Source organism: Saccharopolyspora dendranthemae, from assembly GCF_007829955.1.
Classification (GTDB): domain Bacteria; phylum Actinomycetota; class Actinomycetes; order Mycobacteriales; family Pseudonocardiaceae; genus Saccharopolyspora; species Saccharopolyspora dendranthemae.
In genome coordinates, this window is sequence record NZ_VIWX01000002.1 from 1,150,921 (window position 1) to 1,171,974 (window position 21,054).

At 70.4% G+C, this 21,054-nt stretch carries 21 protein-coding genes and 1 pseudogene; 8 read left to right on the forward strand and 14 right to left on the reverse strand.

Features of this window, described 5'->3' with window-relative positions; genetic code table 11:
- Positions 1-127: 127 nt before the first annotated feature.
- From FHU35_RS14095 to FHU35_RS14115, 5 genes are all read left to right on the forward strand, one after another.
- Positions 128-1,660 (forward strand): long-chain-fatty-acid--CoA ligase, encoded by a 1,533-nt coding sequence (locus FHU35_RS14095; RefSeq protein WP_145739400.1) that lies wholly within the window; start codon positions 128-130, stop codon positions 1,658-1,660.
- 24 nt (positions 1,661-1,684) lie between these two features.
- Positions 1,685-2,461 (forward strand): SDR family NAD(P)-dependent oxidoreductase, encoded by a 777-nt coding sequence (locus FHU35_RS14100; protein ID WP_145739403.1) that lies wholly within the window; start codon positions 1,685-1,687, stop codon positions 2,459-2,461.
- A gap of 198 nt (positions 2,462-2,659) precedes the next feature.
- Positions 2,660-3,634 carry an NAD(P)H-dependent flavin oxidoreductase gene (locus FHU35_RS14105; protein WP_145740052.1) on the forward strand — a complete coding sequence of 325 codons (975 nt, stop codon included), beginning with the start codon at positions 2,660-2,662 and terminating at the stop codon, positions 3,632-3,634.
- A gap of 13 nt (positions 3,635-3,647) precedes the next feature.
- Positions 3,648-4,187 carry a PadR family transcriptional regulator gene (locus tag FHU35_RS14110; RefSeq protein WP_145739405.1) on the forward strand — a complete coding sequence of 180 codons (540 nt, stop codon included), beginning with the start codon at positions 3,648-3,650 and terminating at the stop codon, positions 4,185-4,187.
- Complete coding sequence (locus tag FHU35_RS14115) at positions 4,184-4,600, forward strand: nuclear transport factor 2 family protein (RefSeq protein WP_145739407.1); 417 nt, start codon at positions 4,184-4,186, stop codon at positions 4,598-4,600. The genes FHU35_RS14110 and FHU35_RS14115 overlap by 4 nt, the downstream gene beginning before the upstream one ends.
- A 196-nt stretch (positions 4,601-4,796) precedes the next feature.
- Here FHU35_RS14115 and FHU35_RS14120 read toward each other — a convergent pair whose 3' ends face one another.
- The 12 genes and pseudogenes from FHU35_RS14120 to FHU35_RS14175 form a co-directional block, all read right to left on the reverse strand.
- Positions 4,797-5,585, reverse strand: coding sequence for an endonuclease I family protein (locus FHU35_RS14120; protein WP_145739409.1), 789 nt, complete (start codon positions 5,583-5,585; stop codon positions 4,797-4,799).
- 134 nt (positions 5,586-5,719) lie between these two features.
- On the reverse strand, positions 5,720-6,844 hold the full coding sequence (locus tag FHU35_RS14125; RefSeq protein WP_145739412.1) for an MFS transporter: 1,125 nt from the start codon (positions 6,842-6,844) through the stop codon (positions 5,720-5,722).
- 224 nt (positions 6,845-7,068) lie between these two features.
- On the reverse strand, positions 7,069-7,851 hold the full coding sequence (locus FHU35_RS14130; RefSeq protein ID WP_145739415.1) for a DeoR/GlpR family DNA-binding transcription regulator: 783 nt from the start codon (positions 7,849-7,851) through the stop codon (positions 7,069-7,071).
- A gap of 23 nt (positions 7,852-7,874) precedes the next feature.
- On the reverse strand, positions 7,875-8,867 hold the full coding sequence (pdxA, locus tag FHU35_RS14135; protein ID WP_246110290.1) for a 4-hydroxythreonine-4-phosphate dehydrogenase PdxA: 993 nt from the start codon (positions 8,865-8,867) through the stop codon (positions 7,875-7,877).
- Entirely contained in the window at positions 8,864-10,060 is a 1,197-nt protein-coding gene (locus FHU35_RS14140; protein WP_145739418.1) for a four-carbon acid sugar kinase family protein, read from the reverse strand. The genes pdxA and FHU35_RS14140 overlap by 4 nt, the downstream gene beginning before the upstream one ends.
- 151 nt (positions 10,061-10,211) lie before the next feature.
- Positions 10,212-13,259 (reverse strand): annotated as a pseudogene (locus FHU35_RS14145) (HAMP domain-containing protein); the annotation flags it as partial.
- A 108-nt stretch (positions 13,260-13,367) separates the two neighbouring features.
- Positions 13,368-14,024, reverse strand: a complete 657-nt coding sequence (locus FHU35_RS14150) for a response regulator (protein ID WP_145739422.1) — start codon at positions 14,022-14,024, stop codon at positions 13,368-13,370.
- A gap of 1 nt (position 14,025) precedes the next feature.
- A complete protein-coding gene (locus tag FHU35_RS14155) occupies positions 14,026-14,445 on the reverse strand; it encodes a CBS domain-containing protein (RefSeq protein WP_145739425.1) in 420 nt (139 codons plus the stop codon).
- Positions 14,446-14,556: 111 nt separating this feature from the next.
- Positions 14,557-14,793 carry a hypothetical protein gene (locus FHU35_RS14160; protein ID WP_246110291.1) on the reverse strand — a complete coding sequence of 79 codons (237 nt, stop codon included), beginning with the start codon at positions 14,791-14,793 and terminating at the stop codon, positions 14,557-14,559.
- Between the two features lie 90 nt (positions 14,794-14,883).
- Positions 14,884-17,112 (reverse strand): heavy metal translocating P-type ATPase, encoded by a 2,229-nt coding sequence (locus FHU35_RS14165; protein ID WP_145739429.1) that lies wholly within the window; start codon positions 17,110-17,112, stop codon positions 14,884-14,886.
- A 29-nt stretch (positions 17,113-17,141) separates the two neighbouring features.
- Positions 17,142-17,342: a heavy-metal-associated domain-containing protein gene (locus FHU35_RS14170; RefSeq protein WP_145739431.1), complete on the reverse strand. Its 201-nt coding sequence runs from the start codon at positions 17,340-17,342 to the stop codon at positions 17,142-17,144.
- A 173-nt stretch (positions 17,343-17,515) separates the two neighbouring features.
- Complete coding sequence (locus FHU35_RS14175; RefSeq protein ID WP_145739433.1) at positions 17,516-17,944, reverse strand: Rieske (2Fe-2S) protein; 429 nt, start codon at positions 17,942-17,944, stop codon at positions 17,516-17,518.
- Between the two features lie 120 nt (positions 17,945-18,064).
- Between FHU35_RS14175 and FHU35_RS14180 the strand changes: the two genes are divergently transcribed.
- Genes FHU35_RS14180 through FHU35_RS14190 form a run of 3 tightly spaced genes read left to right on the forward strand, consistent with a single transcriptional unit; the run spans position 18,065 to position 19,595 of the window.
- Positions 18,065-18,439 carry a hypothetical protein gene (locus FHU35_RS14180; protein ID WP_145739435.1) on the forward strand — a complete coding sequence of 125 codons (375 nt, stop codon included), beginning with the start codon at positions 18,065-18,067 and terminating at the stop codon, positions 18,437-18,439.
- Positions 18,440-18,462: 23 nt separating this feature from the next.
- Positions 18,463-18,948: a sigma-70 family RNA polymerase sigma factor gene (locus FHU35_RS14185; RefSeq protein ID WP_246110323.1), complete on the forward strand. Its 486-nt coding sequence runs from the start codon at positions 18,463-18,465 to the stop codon at positions 18,946-18,948.
- The gene (locus tag FHU35_RS14190; RefSeq protein ID WP_145739439.1) at positions 18,945-19,595 is read left to right on the forward strand and encodes an anti-sigma factor family protein; all 651 of its coding nucleotides are present in this window, start codon (positions 18,945-18,947) and stop codon (positions 19,593-19,595) included. The genes FHU35_RS14185 and FHU35_RS14190 overlap by 4 nt, the downstream gene beginning before the upstream one ends.
- Here the strand turns inward: FHU35_RS14190 and FHU35_RS14195 are convergent.
- A complete protein-coding gene (locus FHU35_RS14195) occupies positions 19,585-20,337 on the reverse strand; it encodes a lipoate--protein ligase family protein (RefSeq protein ID WP_145739441.1) in 753 nt (250 codons plus the stop codon). The two genes, FHU35_RS14190 and FHU35_RS14195, sit on opposite strands and share 11 nt — an antisense overlap.
- Before the next feature lie 106 nt (positions 20,338-20,443).
- On the reverse strand, positions 20,444-20,962 hold the full coding sequence (locus FHU35_RS14200; RefSeq protein WP_145739443.1) for a VOC family protein: 519 nt from the start codon (positions 20,960-20,962) through the stop codon (positions 20,444-20,446).
- Positions 20,963-21,054 lie beyond the last annotated feature (92 nt).

The following is a 21,054-nucleotide window of genomic DNA, read 5'->3' on the forward strand; positions in this document are numbered from 1 at the left end:
TTCGTTACCCCGGAGCGGACCCGGCGGGCGGTCGCCGCCTTGACCGCCCCCATTCCGCACCGCACGATGAGTGCACCCATCACCCCTCAACGGCGAGGTGACGATGCCCGGACAGCCCGGTCAAGGAATGACGACCAGCGACCAGCTCGCACGCCACGCGCGCAAGATCCCCGACGAGGTCGCGCTGCGGCACGGCGCGGTCTCGCGCAGCTACGCCGAGTTCGACGAGCGGGTCACGCGCCTGGCCAACGCGCTGCGCGACCGCGGCCTGGGTGCGGGCGACCGGTTCGCGGTGGCGACCGCGAACCACCTGGAGACCATCGAGGCCTTCATCGCCGCGTCGCGGATCGGGGCGATCTGCGTGCCGGTCAACTTCCGGCTGGTGGCCGACGAGATCGCCTACGCGCTCACCGACAGCGGTGCGCGCGCCGTGGTCACCGACTCGTCGCTCGCCGAGACCGTGGCCAAGGCCCGCCGTCAGGCGCCGGAGACCCGCTTCGCGCTGGTCATCGGCGGTGGCGACGCGGGCGCGGAGTCGGTCGAGTTCGAGCAGGCGCTCGCGGAGGCCTCGCCGGAGCACGACGAGGTGGACGTGGACCTGCACTCCCCCGCGTTCATCATGTACACCTCGGGCACCACCGGACGCCCCAAGGGCGCGGTGCTGTCCCACTACAACCTCCTGATGCACACCTGCGCCCTGCTGATCCACAACGGGACCTCGGACGACGACCGCGTGTACCTGGTCGGCGTGCCGTTGTTCCACATCGCCGGGGTTTCCGGACTGATGGGCCCGCTGCTGCGCGGTGGCCGCATCGTGCTGTCGTCGTCCCGGCAGTTCGACCCGCAGGAGACGGTCGCGATGCTCGAGCGGGAGCGGATCTCGGGCTGCTTCTTCGTGCCGGCCCAGTGGCAGGCGATCTGCTCGCTCCCGGACATCGGCGAGCACGACCTCTCGGCGCTGCGGCGGATCAGCTGGGGCGCCGCCCCGGCGTCGACGACGTTGCTGCGCCAGATCATGGAGACGTTCCCGCAGGCGGAGTTGAGCACCGTGTTCGGGCAGACCGAGTGCAGTCCGGTGACCACGGCACTGCGGGCCGAGGACGCGCTGCGCAAGATCGGCTCGGTGGGGACGCCGCTGCTCAACGTCGAGGTGCGCATCGTCGACGACGAGATGAACGACGTCCCCCGTGGCGAGGTCGGCGAGATCATCTACCGGGGTCCGACGGTGATGCGCGAGTACTGGAACAAGCCGGAGGAGACCGCGGAGGCCTTCCGAGGCGGCTGGTTCCACTCCGGAGACCTGGTGCGCCAGGACGCCGACGGCTACCTCTACGTGGTCGACCGGAAGAAGGACATGATCATCTCCGGCGGCGAGAACATCTACTGCGCCGAGGTCGAGGAGGCGCTGTCCGGGCACCCCAAGGTCGCCGAGGTGGCGCTCATCGGGGTTCCGGACGAGCGCTGGGGTGAGACTCCGCTGGCGGTCATCGCCCCGCGCGATCCGGCCGATCCGCCTACCGACGAGGACATCGAGACCTGGTGCCGTGCCCGCCTGGCCGGCTACAAGCGGCCCCGCCAGGTCCGCCTGGTCGAGCAGCTCCCGCGCAACCCCAGCGGCAAGGTCCTGAAGACGGCGCTGCGAACCAAGTACCGCGAATAGCAGGAAGAGGGAGGCTGGGCTCACGTGAGCGACAAGACCCATCCGTTCGACCTGACCGGGCACGTCTCGCTGGTCACCGGCGGCAATTCCGGCATCGGCCTGGCGATGGCCGACGCGCTCGCGGCCGCGGGTGCCTCGGTGTGCGTCTGGGGCACCAACGCCGAGCGCAACGAGACCGCGGTCCACCAGCTGGAAGCCCACGGTGCCAACGCCCTGGCAGTGCGCTGCGACGTCGGCGACGAGGACCAGGTCGAGCGGGCGATGGCCGAGACCGTCGAGCACTTCGGGCGGCTGGACTCCTGCTTCGCCAACGCCGGGATCGGCGGCGCGGGAAGTCGATTCGTCGACACGGAGCTCAGCGAGTTCCGCCGGGTCACGCGAGTGGACCTGGACGGGGCATTCCTGACCCTGCGCGCGGCGGCGCGGCAGATGCTGGCCCAGGGAGAGGGCGGCAGCCTGGTGGGCACTTCCAGCCTGGCGGCCCGGCAGGGCCAGCCGCGCGGCCAGGCCTACGCGGCGAGCAAGGGCGCGCTGGTGTCGATGATCAAGTCGATCGCGATCGAGCTGGGGCGCCACGGCATCCGCGCGAACGCGGTGCTGCCGGGATGGGTGAGCACACCCCTGGCCGATCCGATGCTCGACTCGGAGGCGTTCCACCGCAAGGTCCTGCCGAGGGTGCCCGCAGGCCGATGGGGCACACCGGACGACTTCGGTTCGCTGGCGGTCTACCTGGCCAGCCCTGCCAGCGCGTACCACACGGCGGACGCCCTCACCGTCGACGGCGGGTACGTCAACTTCTAGCTGCCCGCACTCATCACCGCAGTTCGCCGCGATCCGGGGCTTCTCGCGTCGCCCTATGCAACTCGTTGCATTGCAACTTGATGCATAGTAACGTCCGCGCTCACCGGAGCGGTTCGACCTCGTCGCCGACGTGCGCGCTCGACGCGTCGAATCCTGCGGTTCCAGCAGGCAGAAGACTTCAGAAGGGCAGTGAGCAGCGTGCTGCGGACCAAGTTCACCGAGGAGTTCGGCGTCGAGCACCCGATCGTGCAAGGCGGCATGCAGTGGGTCGGCAGGGCCGAGCTGGTGGCCGCCGTCGCCAACTCGGGCGCGCTCGGCATGATCACCGCGCTGACCCAGCCGACGCCCGAGGACCTGGTCAAGGAGATCGCGCGCTGCCGCGAGCTCACCGACAAGCCCTTCGGCGTCAACCTCACGATCCTGCCCTCGATCACGCCGCCGCCCTACGCCGAGTACCGGCAGGCGATCATCGAGTCGGGCATCACGATCGTCGAGACCGCCGGTTCCAACCCCGCCGATCAGGTCGCCGCGTTCCAGCCCTCCGGGGTGAAGGTCCTGCACAAGTGCACCAGCGTGCGGCACGCGCTCAAGGCCCAGCAGCTGGGCGTGGACGGCGTGAGCATCGACGGGTTCGAGTGCGCCGGGCACCCCGGCGAGGACGACATCCCGGGCCTGGTCCTCATCCCGCGGGCCGCCGACGAGCTGACCATCCCGATCATCGCCTCGGGCGGCATCGCCGACGCCCGCGGTCTGGTCGCCGCGCTGGCGCTCGGCGCCGACGGGGTGAACATGGGCACCCGTTTCATGTGCACCCAGGAATCCCCGATCCACGACGAGGTCAAGAAGCGGATCACCGAGGCCGGCGAGCGCGACACCGAGCTGATCTTCCGGCCGCTGCGCAACACCGCGCGGGTGGCCAGCAACTCGGTCAGCCGCGAGGTCGTCGCCAAGCTCGACGACGGCGCGGAGTTCGAGGACATCCGCGAGCTGGTCGCGGGCGCCCGGGGCCGCAAGGTCTACGAGGACGGCGACACCGAGCTCGGCGTCTGGAGCGTCGGTATGGTCCAGGGGTTGATCAACGACGTGCCCACCGTCGGCGACCTGGTCGACCGCATCGTGGCCGAGGCCGGCGACCTCGTCCGCAAGCGGCTCGGGAACCTCGTCGCGGGCTGAGAGGAGACCCGGGGTGTCCCTGGAGTACGCGATCCTGGTGTCGCTGCGGGAGCGCGCGGGTTCGGGTTACGAGCTGGCGCGACGATTCGACAAGTCGATCGGGTACTTCTGGGCGGCCAGCCACCAGCAGATCTACCGCAGCCTCAAGCGCATGGTCGAACTCGGCTGGGTCGACTGCGACGAGGTCGCGCAGCAGAAGCGGCCGAACAAGAAGGTGTACCGGGTCAGCGAGCCCGGCGCGCAGGAGCTCGCGCGCTGGATCGCCGAGCCCGCAGCCACCCGAAACGACCTGACGGTGAAGCTGCGCGGGGCGTCGTTCGGCGACGCCTCGCAGGTGCGGGACGAGTTCACCCGGCAGCGCGATCTGCACGTCCAACGGCTCTCGCTCTACCGCGAGATCGAGCGGCGCGACTTCCCCGACACCGCGCAGCTGCAAGGTCAGGCCTTGCACCAGCACCTGGTGCTGCGCGGCGGGATCCGCACCGAACAAGCACTTCTGGAGTGGTGCGAGGAAGCCATCCGAGCACTCGACGACGAGGAACGAGGACGATGAACGCCGCAGAACGCTTCCGCCGGGCCATCGAGGCGGGCGACTTCGACGCGGCGGTGGACGAGTTCACCGCCGACATCCGCTTCTACAGCCCGGTGAAGTTCACGCCGTTCGAGGGCATCGACACCGTGCGCGCCCTGTTCCGCGTGCTGCAGCGGACTTTCGAGGACTTCCGCTACGTCGGTGACTTCCCCGGCCGCGGCCAGACTCCGGAAGGCGAGGACGCCGATGCCCACGTCCTGCACTTCCGCACGGTCGTGGACGGCAAGCAGGTCGAGGGCATCGACCTCATCCACCTCGACGACGAAGACCGGATCAGCACCTTCACGGTGATGATCCGGCCCATGTCCTCGCTCCAGGTCGTCAGCGAAGCCATCTACAAGGGTCTGGTCGCGGACGGAGTCGTTCCGGGCTGACCAGCCAGTTCTCGAGGTCACACCCCGTGCGGCGGAGCTGGTTTCCCGCCACGCGGGCCGAAACCACCGGCACCGCCACGGGATCTGAGGCGGTTCCCCTGCGCGAGCGTCCCGAGACCGCGCATCGGCCGGGGCGCCCGGCAGCAGGAGGACCGCCTCAGGTTCGGCTATCCGCGTCCGCGGGCAGAACGACCCGTCACCAGATCTCCTCGACCCACTCCGGGTGGTCGATGAACGGGTTCCTGTTGTGCTGGATGTCGGTGAAGATGACCTCGTTGCGGTGCTGCTCGAAGGCGTCCGGCGGGTCCTGCTCGTTCCACTGCTTGAGGACCGAGAGCTTCCCGATGTTGGGGTTGCTGCCGTTGCCGACCTGGTCGTTGACCTCGAGATCGGCGAATCCGTCGTTGCCCTCGTAGCGCACCGACATGTAGAAGATCATGCGGGCGACGTCGCCCTTGACGGCGTCGCGGGGCTCCCACGAGTCGTCGTCGGTGAAGTTGCCCGGGGCTTCCTCGCTCTCGGTGCCGCCCATGTCGAAGTCCTTGTTCCCGCGGTCGGAGTTGACCGACACGTCGGTGGGCCGCAGGTGGTGCACGTCGGTGCCGGGACCGGGAACGGTGTCGAAGTCGCCGTGGGACTTGGCCCAGGTGTGCTCGCGGTTCCACTGGTCGGCGTCGCCGCCGTTGGTGTCCTTGCCCTGCGAGCGGCCGCTGTAGAGCAGGACCACGTTGGCGGTGTTGTTCGGGTCCTCGTCGGTGGCCTTGAGGGCTTCCCAGACGTCGTCGTAGTTCAGGGTCGTGACGCCGTTGCTGATGATGCCGTTCAGAGCGGCTTCCAGCTCGGGACCGGTCTTGCCGATGGCGTCCTGGTAGTAGTCGTCGGCGGTGGGCTGCGCGGGCGAGGCCACCGCGACGGCAGCGGTCGGCGCGGCGACGAGCACCGCCCCGCACAGCAGCGATAAGGGCTTCCAGCGGTTGATCTTCATGACTCCCTCTCCCGGTGGTCGAGACGGGGGCAGCGTGACACACGAACGATCACCATTGGGTGACACAAATCTGGTGAAGAGATGGCGAGAAGTAGTCGCCCCCGTGCCGGAAATCCACGACGAGCTGCGCGAACTCACCCTGCCGCGCGAGGCCGCCGGGGCCACCAAATGGCAACAACGGGAATCAAAAGTGCCAGCAGGAGACCCGCGAGCCCGAATCCCAACGCCGAATCCCAGTAGTAGAGACCGGTGAACACCGCAGGGGCGGCGGACATCCCGAGGAACCGCCAGGCGGTGACGACCGAGATGGCGCCACCTCCGCCGACGCCGCCGAGAACGGTCGAGTGCACGGCCACCAGGATCAGCTGCCCGCACACCCCCGCCGCGGCCCACGCCAGCACGACCACCGGCAGCGAGTCGATCGAACCGATCAGGGCGACGGAGACGGCTGCGGCCGCGACCCCGGTGAACAGCATCGCGCGCACGCCGAACCGGTCGACCGCGCTGCCGGTCAGGCGGGCGCCGAGCACGCCCGCGATCCCGTAGGCGGTCAACGCCAGGCCCCGCGCGGTGGGTCCGAGCGCGAACGCGTCATCGAGGCGGAAGGAGACCAGGAACGGCAGGCCCGCCGAGCACATCCAGGCGATGCCGGCGATCCCGCCGCACAGCAGCACCACCGGTGTCCAGGCCTCCCGCAGCGGCCGCGAGCCGCGACCGTCGGCGGGCCCGGAGTCGGGCGGCAGCGGGCTGACCGCGAGCAGTGCGGCGACGGCGGCGACACCGACGAAGGCGAACTGCCACGCGCTCTCGGCCGCCAGTCCACCGACCAGCGGCGCGGTGGTCTGCCCGATCGCCTGCATCGCGCCGTAGGCCCCCATCGCCCGGCCGAGCCGTTCGCGGGGCGTGCCCGCGGCGATCTTGGCCAGCAGCAGCGGCGTGGTGAAGGCGTTCGCCACGCCTTGCAGCGCGCGGGTGAGCTGGAACAGCCAGAACCACGGAGCGATGGCGCCCAGGACGGCCACGACGGCGTAGAGGACGTAGGCGGCTCGGATGGTGCGGCTGCTCCCCCAGCGCTCGCCGAGGCTCCCGGACACGAGCATCACCAGCGCGAACGGCAGCAGGTAGGTGGTGGTCGTGGTCGCGGCCAGGCTCGGCGAGACCGCGAAGTCCGCGCTGAGCTCGGGCAGCATCGCGGCGACGATCCCTCCGCCGAAGGGCCCCAGCAGGCCGCCGACGTAGAGCGCGATCCGGGAACTCACCGCGCCACCTCCGCACACAGCACTCGTTAGCCGCGCGAACGTTAACACCGCGAACGCGACTGCGAGGTCCACAGTGGCCGGGATCGCACCGGGACGCAGAACAGGCGAAATCCCAGTTTTAGTCCAAACCGAGGACCCTCCGCGCCCGAAATGTCGGCTCAGTTAGGACTAAAACTGGGACCGGCCGAGCACTTCCCTCCCCCGACGACCTCCGGAGGGTGGGGTTAGACCGTGATGATGTCCACGCCTGGGAGGCAGCGGAAGGGGGCGAGTTCCGTTTCGCCCGCGTTGGTGTCGGTGACCAGGGTCCAGGTGGCAGGCAGCGGGGCCCAGGCGTTGAAGGGCTTCGCGCCGAGCTTGCTGCTGTCGGCGAGGATGAAGACCTCGCGCGACTGGGCGATCATCTGCTCCTTCAGCCGCGTCTGCAGGAGGCTGGCCTCGCAGATGCCGTGCCGGGAGTCCAGGCCGTCGGCGCCGAGGAACGCCTTGTCCGCGGTGATCCGCGACAGCGTCAGCTCCGCCAGCGGGCCGACGAACCCCTGGCTGATGTGCCGCAGCTCGCCGGCCAGCGACACCACCTGCACCGGATCCGCGTCGACCAGCTCCGTCAACGCCATGACGCTGTTGGTGATCACCGTCAGCCCGGTTCGATCCCGCAGGCGCTGGGCCAGCTTCCCGGTGGTGGTGCCCGCGTCGAGGATGACGGTGTCCCCGATGGAGACCTGCTCGGCGGCCCACTGCGCGATGCGGTCCTTCTCCGCCGAGGCCAGCGCCGTGCGCTGGCCGAGCGAGGGTTCGGCGCTGGTGGCGGGCATGGCACCGCCGTAGGTGCGGGCGAGCTTGCCCTGGTCGGTGAGCAGCTGCAGGTCGCGCCGGATCGTCGAGGGCGTCACCGCCAGCGAGGCCGCCAGCTCCTCCACCTGGACCGCGCCCTGCTCGGTCACCAACCGCTCTATCAACGCCCGGCGCTGCCCCGCCGAGAGGCGTCCTTCGACATCCGCGCTCACGTCGCGATCCTCCCAGAAGCGGATCAAGGCCGTCCGGCCAGTGCCGCCGCCTGGCGCAGGGCCTCCAGCATGCTGCCCGCCTCCGCTTCGCCGGTGCCCGCGATGTCGAATGCGGTGCCGTGGTCCACCGAGGTGCGGATGACCGGGAGCCCGACCGTGATGTTCACCCCGGCCTCCAGACCCAGGATCTTGACCGGCCCGTGGCCCTGGTCGTGGTACATCGCCACCACCAGGTCGAAATCGCCTCGCCCGGCCCGGAAGAACACCGTGTCGGCGGGAAGCGGACCCCGCGCGTCGATGCCGTCCGCGCGGCACGCTGCCAGCCCCGGCTCGATCTTGGCCTCCTCCTCGCCGCGACCGAACAGGCCGTTCTCACCCGCGTGCGGGTTGATCCCGCACACCGCGATGCGCGGTTCCGCGACGCCGGAGTCGACCAGGGTCCGGTGCCCGCGCCGCACGGTGCGCTCGACGAGCCCGGGATCGATCCGCTCGATGGCGTCGACGAGCCCGATGTGCGTGGTCACGTGGATGACCCGGACCTGGCCCGTGGACAGCATCATCGACACTTCCGGGACCCCGCACAGGTCCGCCAGCAGCTCGGTGTGTCCGGGGTAGCGGTGCCCGGCCGCGTGCAGCGCGGCCTTGTTCAGCGGCGCGGTGCAGATCGCCTGGACCTCACCCGCCATCGCCAGTTCGGCTGCCTTGGCCACGTACCGGTAGGCGCCTTCGCCCGCCACCGAGGACAGCTCGCCGAAGCGCAGTTCCGCCGGGATGCCGCCGAGGTCGAGCACCTCGATCGCACCGGGATCGTCGGTGGCCTCGGCCTGTCCGGAGACGGGCTTGATGCGCACGTCGATCCCGCAGATCTCGGCGGCTCGGACCAGCCGGGCGGCGTCACCGATCACCACCGGGCGGGCCAGGTCGCGCATCTCGGGTTCCGCGAGTGCCCGCACGATCACCTCGGGCCCGACTCCGGCGGCGTCGCCCATGGTGACGGCGATGGCAGGCAAGGTCACGCGACGGCCCTTCCGCAGCGCACCGCGGACACCGCGCGGTGCAGGGTGTCCGGTGCGCCGAAGGCACCGGCCTTGGTGATAACGTATCCGGGCTGCTTCTCGATGGTCCGGCCCAGCACCACGCCGGGTTCGAGTTCGTTGAGCAGTCGCAACCCGCTGACCCCGCGCTTGCCGAGGACGGCCCTGGCGGTCTCGCCACCGGTGAGCACCAGCAGCCCTGCTCTCTCCGTCGCCGGGGCGCACACCTCGGCGAGCGCGGCGGTGAGCTCGCGTTCGAGCCCGGCCTTCACCGGCCCTTCGACGGTGACCAGCACGTCCCCGGTGCACAGCGCGTCGCTGAGCTGTTCGGCGATGCGCGCGAGCGCGGCGGGTTCGGCGCCGACGAGGGTGCGGGCGGGGAGCCGCCTGGTGTGCCCGAAGCGTTCGGCGAGGTAGTCGGCCTGCTGGCGGGAGACCCGGCTCGCGCTGCCGACCACGGCGAGCACCGGTCCGTCGACCGGCGGCGGGGGTTCGATGTCGTAGCCGGGGCGGATCAGCTCGGCCAGCGCGTCGGCCAGTCCCGCGGCTCCCACCCACTTCGGTTGTTCGGACGCGGCGGAGCCCGCGGTGACCACGGCGCGCAGGTCGCTCTCCGACACCGCGTCGCAGACCACCACTTCGGCTTCGGCGAGCAGCTGGGTGACGCGTTCCCGCAGTTGCGCGGGCTTTCCGCGCACCGAGGCCAGCGCGACGTGGCGGACCGTCAGCCCGTCCAGCGCGGAAGCGAGGTCCACCGGCGGCTCACCCGGCTCGGTGTCCCAGAAATCGGTGTGGTGCAGCGGAATTCCGTTGATGTGCACGACTCCGCCGAGAACGGTGCGGCCGGTGGCCGGCGAGGCGGGACACACCAGCACCCCGGCTCCGTCCGCGTGCTCGACGATCGCACCGACTTCGGCCGCGATGTTGCCGCGCAGCGTGGAGTCGATCTTCTTGAAGACGACGCGGCCGTGCGCGTGCCCGTCCAGGGCTTCGTGGACGCGCTTCGCCGCGAGATCGGGTTCGATGTGCCTGCTGTCGGTGTCGGCCACGAACACCTCGGCGTCGCCGGTGTCGTCCAACGCCAGCAGGGTGCGCATTTCGCGCAGCGCGAAGGGAACTCCGGAATCACCTGCACCGCTGAGGTCATCGGCTACGACCAGGACTCGCGATCCCATGATCACCTGCTCTTCTGCTCGCCGAAACACCCAACGAGCACCCCCCGCCGGGCTTGGTTAAACCATAGAGATCGCTGCGCGAATCACGCAATAGTCCAGTCCGGGGAGTGCACAGTGCGCAACAATGTGCGCGAAGTCAGGCGGTGCGCCGTCATTCGGCCTCGGCGGCCATCCCCGCTGGCAGGTGTTCTGAGAGCAGGTCGAGCAGGCGGTCGGCGTCCACCGGTTTGGTCAGGTACTCGGTGGCGCCCGCGGCGATGCTCTGCTCCCGGTCGCCCTTCATCGCCTTGGCCGTCACCGCGATGATCGTCAGATCCCGGTAGCGGGGCATCTCGCGGATCATGCGGATCGCCTCGTTGCCGTCCAGCTGCGGCATCATCACGTCCATCAGGACGATGACGAGGTCGTTGTGCCTGCGCAGTTCGCTCAGCGCGCCCAGCGCGTTGTCGGCGTTGACGACTTGCAGCCCGTGCTGCTCCAGCAGCACCCGCATGGCGTGCACGCTGCGCTCGTCGTCGTCGACGACCAGCACCTTCTCCGAATTGAACTGCAGCGCACCGCGCTGGGCGGGTTCCGCGGCGCGGTGCACGTGCGGCTGGGTGTCCTGGTTGATCAGCTCGGTGGAGCGCAGCGGCGGCTCGATGCCCTCGGCGGAGACATCCCAGCTGTTCTCGGCCTCGGACGGCGTGCGCGGCAGCGGCGGTGTGTCGACCGCGGTCGTCTCCTCGGTGTCCTCGGTCGGCGCTTCCGGCGCGTCCGAAGCTTCCGGGACTTCCGGCAGCTCTGGCCGAGCCGGTGGTTCCATCGCCGGTTCCGCGGAGAGGTAGAGGCTGAAGGTGGTGCCCTGCCCCGGTTCGCTGCGGACCTGGAGCTCCCCGCCCAGCAGCGTGGTCAGCTCCCGGCTGATCGACAGCCCCAGTCCGGTACCGCCGTACTTGCGCACCGTGGTCCCGTCGACCTGCTGGAACGCTTCGAACACGAGCGAGAGCTTGTCGGTGGGGATGCCGATGCCGGTGTCGCGCACGGAGAACACGATGCGCTGCCGCGCCCGTCGGAGGGTCCCGAGGTTGACCTCGGTGGGCTGAGCGGGGCGGATCCGCAGTTCGACGCTGCCGCGGTCGGTGAACTTCACCGCGTTGGACAGCAGGTTCCGCACGATCTGCTCCAGCCGGCTGCGGTCGGTGTGCAGGCTCGGCGGCAGCGACGGCGCGACGACGACGTTGAAGTCCAGGCCCTTGTCGGCGGCCACCGGCTGATACATCGACTCCACGCTGCGCGCCAGCTCCCCGATCTCGACGTCCTCGGGCAGCAGGTGCATCTGGCCCGCCTCGACCTTGGACAGGTCGAGCACGTCGTTGATCAGCTGCAGCAGGTCCGATCCGGCCTGGTGCACGGTCCTGGCCAGGTCCACCTGCTGCGGCGTGAGGTTGCCGTCCATGTTGTCGGCCAGCAGCTTGGCCAGGATCAGCACGCTGTTGAGCGGTGTGCGCAGCTCGTGGGACATGTTGGCCAGGAACTCCGACTTGTAGGCCGACGCCTGGGACAGCTGCCGCGCCCGTTCCTCCAGCTCCTGCCTGGCCTGCTCGATCTCGATGTTCTTGAGCTCGATGTCCTTGTTCCGGCTGGCCAGCAGCGCCGCCTTGTCCTCCAGCTCGATGTTGGAGCGCTGCAGCTCGTCCTGCTGGTGCTGGAGCTGTTCGGAGCGTGCCTGCAGCTCGCTGGCCAGGTGCTGGGATTCGCCGAGCAGCGCCTCGGTGCGCGTGTTGACCACGATGGTGTTGACCTCGACGCCGATCGACTCCTTGAGCCGTTCCAGCAGGTCCAGGTGCACGGAGCTGAAGCCGTGGATCCCGGCGAGCTCGATGACGCCGAGGACCGCGCCTTCGAACAGCACCGGCACGATCGCCACGCTGGTCGGCGAGGACTGCCCGAGCCCGGAGGTGACCCGGATGTAGTCCGGTGGCGCGTTCTCCACCAGGATCGACTTGCGGTCGACGGCCGCCTGCCCGACCAGGGATTCGCCGAAGTCGAACCGCAGCGGCGGACCGTGGCGCGCGGGCGGGCGTCCGTAGCCCGCGGCGTGCTCCAGGTAGCGGTGACCGTCCTCGGTGGTGCGGGTCAGGAAGAACGCGCCCTGCAGGGCCGACACCAGCGGCGCGAGCTCCGACATGATCAGCTGCGCGAGCGCGTCCAGGTCGTGCTGACCCTGCATCAGCGCCGAGATCCGGGCCAGGTTCGTCTTGAGCCAGTCCTGCTCCTGGTTGGCGCGGGTCGTCTCCTTGAGGTTGCTGATCATCGCGTTGATGTTGTCCTTGAGCTCGGCCACCTCGCCCGAGGCGTCCACGGTGATCTGCCTGGTCAGATCCCCTTCGGTGACCGCCGTGGCGACCTGGGCGATGGCGCGGACCTGGGCGGTCAGGTTCCCCGCGAGCCGGTTGACGCTCTCGGTCAGCCGCCGCCAGGTCCCGGAGACGTCGGCGACCTCCGCCTGACCGCCGAGCTGGCCCTCGGTGCCGACCTCCCGCGCCACCCGCGTGACCTCCGCCGCGAACGCCGAGAGCTGATCGACCATCGTGTTGATGGTCGTCTTGAGCTCCAGGATCTCCCCGCGGGCGTTGACGTCGATCTTCTTCGACAGGTCGCCCTGCGCCACCGAGGTGGTGACCTGGGCGATGCTGCGGACCTGGTTGGTCAGGTTGTCGGCCATGATGTTGACGTTGTCGGTGAGGTCCTTCCAGATCCCCGCCACCCCGTAGACCCGCGCCTGACCGCCGAGCTTGCCCTCGGTGCCGACCTCCCGCGCCACCCGCGTGACCTCCGCCGCGAACGCCGAGAGCTGATCGACCATCGTGTTGATCGTGTTCTTCAGCTGCAGGATCTCGCCCTGGGCGTCCACGTCGATCTTCTGCGTCAGATCGCCCGCGGCCACCGCGGTGGCGACCTGCGCGATGTCGCGGACCTGACTGGTGAGGTTGTCGGCCATGAAGTTCACCGAGTCCGCCGCCAGCGCCCACCCGCCCTCGACGTCCCCGTCCAGCGACACCGGGGCGACCGGCAGCTGACCGCGCGCCACCGACTCCCCCACCCGCTGCAACTCGCCTGCCAGCCGCTGGTTGCGCTCGGCGACCTCGTTGTAGATCGCCGCGGCCTCCGCGGCGGGACCGTCACCGCTGACCACCAGGCGGCGCCGGAAGTTGCCGTCGCGCAGCTCGCGAAGCGCGGGCAGCAACCTCGCGAGCACCTGCTCGGCGTCGTCGCGGTCCGGCGGTTGTGACATCTCACGGCCTCCCCCGAGGAGCTCCCACGCTCAGTGCTTGTTGCGGGAATCGCGGTCCAGCCGCAGCTCCGTCGCCAGGACCGCAGCCTCGCTGCGGTGCCGCATCGCGAGCTTGGCCAGCATCTGCGACACGTAGTTCTTGATGGTCTTCTCCGCCAGGACCATCCGCTCTGCGATCTCGCGGTTGGTCATCCCCTCACCGATGAGCTCCAGCACCTGGCGCTCCCGCGCGGTCAGCTCGCGCAGCGGATCGGCCTTCTCCTGCTCCTTGCGCAGCCAGTTGAGCATCGCCTCGGTCCGCTGCGGGCTCAGCAGCGACTTGCCCGCGCCGACCGTGCGCAGCGCGCTGACCAGCTCCTGGCTGACCACGCCCTTGAGCACGAAACCGCTGGCCCCGGCCATGATCGCGTCCATCAGGGCTTCGTGGTCGTCGAACGAGGTCAGCATCAGGCAACGCAGCGCGGGCAGCTGCGACCGGAGTTCGCGGCAGAGCTCGACGCCGTTGCCGTCGGGCAACCGGACGTCGAGCACCGCCACCTGCGGGTTCTTCTTCGGCACCCAGGCCAGCGCCTCGGCGACGCTGGCCGCCTCGCCGACCAGTTCCAGGTCTTCCTCGGCACCGACCAGCGCGGCGATGCCACGCCTGATCACGTCGTGGTCGTCGACCACGAACACCCGTGTCGTCATCTCACTTCCCGGCGCAGATGGTCTCCACGAAGTGCGCGAGCTGGTCGTCGCCGAGGTGCTGGGCCAGGTCCGCCTCGCTGATCATGCCCACCAAGCGGTGGTCGGCGATGACCGGCATCCGGCGGATCCTGTGCTCCTCCATCATCGTCAGCACCCGGTCGACGTCGGACCGCGCGTCGACCCAGTGTGGCGCGCCTTGGGCCATCTCGCCCGCTCTGACCTGCGCCGGGTCGCGTCCCTGCGCACAGCAGCGCAGCACGATGTCGCGGTCGGTGAGGATGCCGTGCAGGCGGTCGTCCTGACCGCAGATCGGCAGCGAACCGACGTCGAGATCGCGCATCATCTGCGCGGCCTGGAACAGGCTCTCGTCCTCGCCGATGCACTGCGCACCGGGGTGCATGATGTCGCTGGCAGTGGGCATGATCCGGTCCTCCTCGCGTGTGTCGGGACTGTCCCGCCTTACCCGAGGCTCGTGAGCCCGAAACCGCAGCGTCCGGGCACCGGCACCGCGACCACCAGGAGCGCGCCGCGCTCAGTACTCGTGCATCAACCTGTCGAACGCGGCGTTGGCCGCAGACCACTCCAGGGTCAGCACCTCCGCCGGAACCTCCGAGCGCGGTTCGGCGTCGACGATCACCACGAAGCCGCGGTCGGCGACCCTGCGGCGCAGCTGCACCAACCGCCCACCGGCCGACCGGCCGATGCGCTCGCCCTGGTCGTTGGACTCGATCTGCCCCGGTTTCAAGGTCGTTGAGCTGAATTCCGCCATGCCCTCATTGCACCTCACCGGGTCAAGCCCGGCAGCGCGCGAACGCCCGCCCGGCCTGGGACCGGGCGGGCGTTCGGGGGGATCCTCCGGCTACCGCGCCGAGGTGCGGAACCGGCGCAGGCGGAGGCTGTTGCCGACCACGAACAACGAGCTGAAGGCCATGGCGGCACCGGCGATCATCGGGTTGAGCAGTCCGGCCGCCGCCAGCGGCAGCGCCGCGACGTTGTAGGCCAGCGCCCAGAACATGTTGCCCCTGATGGTCTTCAGCGTCCGGCGCGACAGCCGGATCGCGTCGACCGCGGCGCGCAGGTCACCGCGCACCAGGGTCAGATCGCCCGCCTCGATGGCGATGTCGGTTCCGGTTCCCATCGACAGGCCGAGGTCGGCCTGCGCCAGGGCCGCGGCGTCGTTGACACCGTCGCCGACCATCGCCACCGCCTTGCCCTCGGCCTGCAGCCGCTGGACGACCTCGACCTTGTCGGCGGGCATGACCTCGGCGACGACCTCGGAGATGCCGACCTGCGCAGCCACCGCACCGGCTGCGGCGGAGTTGTCACCGGTGAGCAGAACCGGGGTCAGGCCGAGCTCGCGCAGCTGCGAGATCGCTTGCTGGGAGGTCGGTTTCACCGTGTCCGCCACGACCAGCACCGCGCGCACCCCGCCGTCCCAGGCGAGCACGACCGCGGTCTTGCCGTCGGCCTCCGCAGCCGCCTTGACCTCGGCGAGCGGACCGTCGAGGCGCAGGCCCCACTGCTCCAGCAGCGCCGCGCGCCCGGCCAGCACGGCACGTCCCTCGACGACGCCCCGAACACCGAGCCCTTCGAGGTTCGCGAACTCCACGACCTCGGGGAGCTCGCCGACCTCCTGGCGCGCGCCGGTGGTGATGGCGCGGGCGATCGGGTGCTCGGAGGCGTTCTCCACGGCGCCCGCGACGCGCAGCGCCTCGTCCCGGGCGGTGTCTCCGTCGGTGTGCGCGTCCACCAGCTGCATCCGGCCGGTGGTCACCGTTCCGGTCTTGTCCAGCACGACCGTGTCGATGCGCCTGGTGGATTCCAGGACCTCGGGGCCCTTGATGAGCACGCCCAGCTGAGCCCCTCGGCCGGTTCCCACCAGGAGGGCGGTCGGCGTGGCCAAGCCCATCGCACATGGGCAGGCGATGATCAGCACCGCCACGGCCGCGGTGAACGCGGCGGTCGCCGGCTGTCCGGCCACCAGCCAGCCCACCAGCGTCAGCAGGGCCAGGCCGATGACGATCGGCACGAACACCGCCGAAACCCGGTCGGCGAGGCGCTGGATCTGCGCTTTGCCGGTCTGGGCCTCCTCGACCATCCGCGCCATCTGCGCGAGCTGCGTGCCGGAGCCGATCTGGGTGGCGCGCACGACCAACCGGCCGCCCGCGTTGACGGTGGCGCCCACGACCGCGTCACCCGGACCGACCTCCACCGGCACGGACTCTCCGGTGAGCATCGAGGCGTCGACGGCCGAGCCGCCCTCCTCGACCACGCCGTCGGTGGCGATCTTCTCGCCGGGACGGACCACGAAGCGGTCCCCGACGAGCAGCTGGTCGGTGGGCACGCGGACCTCATCCCCGCCTCGCACCACCGCCACGTCCTTGGCCCCGAGCTCCAGCAGGGCGCGCAGGGCCGCACCGGCGCGGCGCTTGGCCCGGGCCTCGAAGTAGCGCCCGGCCAGCACGAACGTGGTGACCGCGGCGGCGACCTCCAGGTAGATCGAACTCGTGGCGTCGCCGCGTTCGATGGTGAGCGCGAACGGGTGCGTCATGCCCGGCATGCCCGCGTTGCCCAGCAGCAGCGCGTAGAGCGACCAGGCGAACGCCGCGAGCGTGCCCATCGACACCAGGGTGTCCATGGTCGCGGCGCCGTGGCGCAGGTTCACCAGCGCGGCCCGGTGCAGCGGCCAGCCACCCCAGACGACCACCGGCGCGGCCAGCACGAGCGAGATCCACTGCCAGTAGGTGAACTGCCACGCCGAGACCATCGCCAGCAGCACGACCGGGACCGACAGGGCCAGCGAGCCGAGCAGCCGCTGCCGCAGCGCGTCCGCCGGTTCTTCCTCCTGCGGTTCGGCGGTGGGCAGCGCAGCGCCGTAACCGGCGGCTTCGACCACCTCGACCAGTCGCTGCGGGTCGACCTCCTCGGAGGCCGTGACCTGCGCCTTCTCGGTGGCGTAGTTGACGCTGGCGGCGACGCCGTCGAGCTTGTTGAGCTTGCGCTCGATCCGGTTCGCGCACGAAGCGCAGGTCATCCCCGAGATCGACAGCTCGACGGTCCGACCCGCGGAGTGCTCCACGGCGGTCATGCCTGCCCCCGTCCCACCGTCCGCCGGAGTCATGAGGCCAGCTCGTAACCGGCCTCTTCGACGGCCTCGCGCACGGCGGACTCCTCCGCGCTCCCGACGACCTTGACCGCGCCGCTGGCCAGGTCGACCGCCACGTCGGTCACACCGTCCAGAGCCCCGACCTCCTCGGTCACCGACGCCACGCAGTGCTGGCAGGTCATTCCGGTCACGCGGTAGGTCGTCTCACTCATCGGGTCATCCCTCTCGGTTCGCGGGTGTGCACGCCGACGCCTGGCGCCGACACCACGAATCTATACCCCCTAGGGGTACCGCTTCAAGGGAGGCTCACCCGCAATTCTCATACCCCCGAGGGGTAGACCCACCTGCGGCGAGGCCGGGGAACGGCCCCGGCCTCGCCCTGAGCTCAGGCGGTGACGACCTGGTCGCCCTCGATCCGGACCGGGATCGCGGCCAGGGGGCGGTCCGCCGGCCCCTTCTTCACCGCGCCCGACGCGGCGTCGAAGACCGAGCCGTGGCACGGGCAGGTCAGCTCGGCACCCTCGGGCTTGACCGGGCAGCCCTTGTGCGTGCACGCCGCGTCGAAGGCCGCCACGGCGGAGTCTTCCGGCCTCGCCACTATGGCCTGCCTGCCGTCGGCGAACTGCACCGGGATCGCTCCCCCGACCGGAATCGAGGCCAGCGGAGTCAACGACTGCCCGGACGGTGCGGGCGGTGGGTTCTGGGCCGGCTGCTGCGGGGCGTCCGCACCGCCGCAGGCCGACAGCGCAGCGGCGCCGGCGACGGCACCGCCGACGGCGAGGACGGAGCGGCGGGAGCGTGTGTCATCAGTCATGCGCTCGAACACGAGGTCGCGGACGAATCGGTTCAATTCCGTTCGAAATTGAACCGAACCCGCCGGTTCCGCGTGTTGACTCCCGTACGGGAACTTCCGGCGGACGGCAGGAGCGTGGCGATGGTCGGGTGGATGCTGCGAGCACTGGTGGCGCTGGGCCTGCTGGGCTCAGCGTGGGTGCACTGGGTGGTCTGGCTGGACTGGGCGGGCGACATGCCGGTCGTCGGCCCGTCCTTCCTGATCAACGTCGTGGCCGGGGTCGTGATCGCGATCGCCGTGCTCGCCTGGCGCTCACCGCTGCCGGTCCTGGCGGCCATCGCCTTCGGCCTGGCCACCCTCGCCGCCTACGCGCTGTCGCTGACCGTCGGCTTCTTCGGCGTTCAGGAGCAGTTCGCCACCTCCGAGGAGGTCTGGGGCCTGATCACCGAACTCGGCTGCGTCGTGTTCGGCACCGCGCTGCTGCTCACCCGCGACCGAACCCGGGCCGCGGTGTGACCGACGGCCCCGAAGCGCAGCTGATGCGCGTGCTGCACGACCAGCACGCACCTGCGCTGCGGTCGTACGCGCTGCAGCTGACCAGCGGCGACCAGGCCCGCGCCGAGGACGTCGTGCAGGAGACCCTGTTACGCGCTTGGCGGCACCCGAAGGTCCTCGACCAGTCCGAGCGCTCCGCGCGCTCCTGGCTGCTGACCGTGGCCCGGCGGATCGCCATAGACGAGTGGCGCACCGGCACCTCGCGCGTGGAGGTCATGACCGATGCCCCGCCGGAGCCGGTCGGCGACGACGACGCCGAACGCGCCGTGCAGGGCTGGCTGGTCGCCGACGCCCTCGCCGAGCTCAGCGCCAGGCATCGCGAAGTGCTCGCGCTGTGCTTCTACCAGGGCATGTCGGTCGCCGACGCCGCCGGCCGGCTCGGCATCCCGGAAGGGACGGTCAAGTCCCGGACGCACTACGCGTTGCGCGCACTGCGCTTGGCGCTGGAGGAGAGGGGCGTGACGCGGTGAACCAGCGACGAGACCCGCACTCGGATCCCTTCACCCACTTCGACGCCGCCTACGTGCTCGGGGCTCTCTCGCCCGAGGACCGGGCCGCGTTCGAGCAGCACCTCGCCGGCTGCGCGAACTGCGCCGCCGCCGTCGGACAGGTGGCCGGGCTGCCGGGCCTGCTCGCCCAGGTGGACCCCGCCCAGCGCGACCGCGCCGCCGAACCCACCGACCGGCTGCCCGAGCTGCTCGCCGAAGTGCGCAGCAGCAGGACGCGGCGCGTGGCGGCGACCGCGTCCGCAGGCGTGGTGGCCCTGGCCGCGTGCGCGGCGATGGCGTTGTCGACCCAGCTCACCGATACCGGCCCGGGAACCGAGATGACCGCGCTGGGCACCTACCCGGTCGCGGCCAGCGTCAACCTCAGCGACCTGCCCTCGGGAACCCGCGTGGACGTGGACTGCGAGTACGAGGGCGGGCGCGGCGGCGACTACGTCCTGGTCGTGGTGCGCCGCGACGGCACCACCGAGGCGTTGGCGAGGTGGTTCGCCATGCCCGACAACAACGCGGTGCTGAAGGTGACGACTCCGTTGCGCCGCAACGAGATCCGATCGCTGGAGCTGCGCACGCCCAACGGTCCCGCGCTGCTGACGCTGCCCGTCACCCGGTGACGCGGTGGTCGTCGGCCAGCGACTTGGCCCGCGTCAGCAGCTCCTCCGGCAACGCCGCCGGGGAGAGCCCGAACTCGCGGTCGTACGCGGCGATGAGCGAATCCTCGAAGCCCACCAGCGAGCCGCCGGGTGCCTCGTCGGCGATCGAGCCGACGGAGTCGTCGTCGAAGGGCAGGTCCAGGGCGCGGTAGATCTCGGTGAGCAGCGGACGCAGCACGTCGGCGTCGTCGAGGATCGCCACCGCGCTGAACAACCACGCACCGCGCACCATCCGCTGCGCGGTGCCGACGAGCTTCACCCGGCCCCGGGCGTTCACGCTGTGCGCGCCCGGGCAGTACTCCCCGGGGACAGCCCCGACCTGGGCGTCGACCCCGTGTGCGGCCAGCACGCGGGACCACAGCTCGGCGTAGCCGACGAACCGCTCGTCCATCCCCGCGAGCCTGCCCGGATCAGGACCGGCGTGGTCGACGACCAGCGAGTTCTCGGTGTAGGCGACGGCCCGCCCGCCCGGCGCGCGCAGCACAGGCGTGAACCCCGCCTCGCGCGCGACGGCGACGGCCTCCGGGAACCCGGGCAGGAGGCTGTCCCTGCGCCCGAAGGCGACCACCCGGGCATCGGGCCGGTAGACCCGCAGCACTGCTGACGTCTCACCGGCGCTGATCCGCCGCAGCATGGCGTGCGCGGTCGCGACCTCCCACGCCTGATCCCCACCCACGCCCAACGGGCCCCGCAACAACTCCACGGACGCAGTCTACGCAGCGCACACACCCACCCCTCGCAGCCGCGACCGGGATCTCCGCTGCGTTCCGGGTCGTGAGCTCAGCGGAAATCCGGGCGAGGTGGGTTCGTCAGTCGAGCAGCGGGGTTCCGTTGAACACCGCGAGCTCCTCGCGGTAGAACTCCAGCCCGATCCCGTTCGGGTCGCGGATGTAGAGGCTGTCGTCGATCCCGCGGTCCGGGCCCACGTAGGCGACCCCGGCGTCGTCGAGGCGCGTGCGAGCGGCGGCGAAGTTCTCCGCATCGGTCGACAGCGCGATGTGCTGAACCGCGCCGATGGTCTCCTCGAACGGCGGGTGGTCGTGACCCGGGAAGTCGAAGAACCCGAGCAGATTGCGGTTGCCGACGTCGAAGAAGAAGTGGCTGGAGCCCGCGTAGTCGCGGTTCTCCACCAGCTCGACCAGCGGGAAGCCCAGCAGCTCCTGGTAGAAGCGGATCGTCTCCTCGACGTCCTTGCAGATCAGCGCGACGTGGTGGAAGCCCCGGACGGTGGGCGCCGGGCGTTCCGCACCGGCGATCAGGTACTGATCGCGGAGCTCGTCGCGACGAGCCCGGATGGCCTCCAGCTCGGACCCTTGCGGCTGCGGCATGGTCAAACTCCTTTCGATTTCAACCAATCTTAAGGGGTCCTTGCCGCTGAGTCCCGCACCTGGAACTACCGGTTCCGCCGCATTCTGAAACG

Excerpts from the sequence above, each read along its gene's own strand:
- FHU35_RS14095 (WP_145739400.1), top strand. The coding sequence starts at position 128 with ATGACGACCAGCGACCAGCTCGCACGCCACGCGCGCAAGATCCCCGAC.
- FHU35_RS14115 (WP_145739407.1), top strand. The coding sequence starts at position 4,184 with ATGAACGCCGCAGAACGCTTCCGCCGGGCCATCGAGGCGGGCGACTTC.
- FHU35_RS14120 (WP_145739409.1), bottom strand. The coding sequence starts at position 5,585 with ATGAAGATCAACCGCTGGAAGCCCTTATCGCTGCTGTGCGGGGCGGTG.
- FHU35_RS14140 (WP_145739418.1), bottom strand. The coding sequence starts at position 10,060 with ATGGGATCGCGAGTCCTGGTCGTAGCCGATGACCTCAGCGGTGCAGGT.
- FHU35_RS14150 (WP_145739422.1), bottom strand. The coding sequence starts at position 14,024 with ATGACGACACGGGTGTTCGTGGTCGACGACCACGACGTGATCAGGCGT.
- FHU35_RS14155 (WP_145739425.1), bottom strand. The coding sequence starts at position 14,445 with ATGCCCACTGCCAGCGACATCATGCACCCCGGTGCGCAGTGCATCGGC.
- FHU35_RS14160 (WP_246110291.1), bottom strand. The coding sequence starts at position 14,793 with ATGGCGGAATTCAGCTCAACGACCTTGAAACCGGGGCAGATCGAGTCC.
- FHU35_RS14165 (WP_145739429.1), bottom strand. The coding sequence starts at position 17,112 with ATGACCGCCGTGGAGCACTCCGCGGGTCGGACCGTCGAGCTGTCGATC.
- FHU35_RS14170 (WP_145739431.1), bottom strand. The coding sequence starts at position 17,342 with ATGAGTGAGACGACCTACCGCGTGACCGGAATGACCTGCCAGCACTGC.
- FHU35_RS14175 (WP_145739433.1), bottom strand. The coding sequence starts at position 17,944 with ATGACTGATGACACACGCTCCCGCCGCTCCGTCCTCGCCGTCGGCGGT.
- FHU35_RS14180 (WP_145739435.1), top strand. The coding sequence starts at position 18,065 with ATGGTCGGGTGGATGCTGCGAGCACTGGTGGCGCTGGGCCTGCTGGGC.
- FHU35_RS14185 (WP_246110323.1), top strand. The coding sequence starts at position 18,463 with ATGCGCGTGCTGCACGACCAGCACGCACCTGCGCTGCGGTCGTACGCG.
- FHU35_RS14200 (WP_145739443.1), bottom strand. The coding sequence starts at position 20,962 with ATGCCGCAGCCGCAAGGGTCCGAGCTGGAGGCCATCCGGGCTCGTCGC.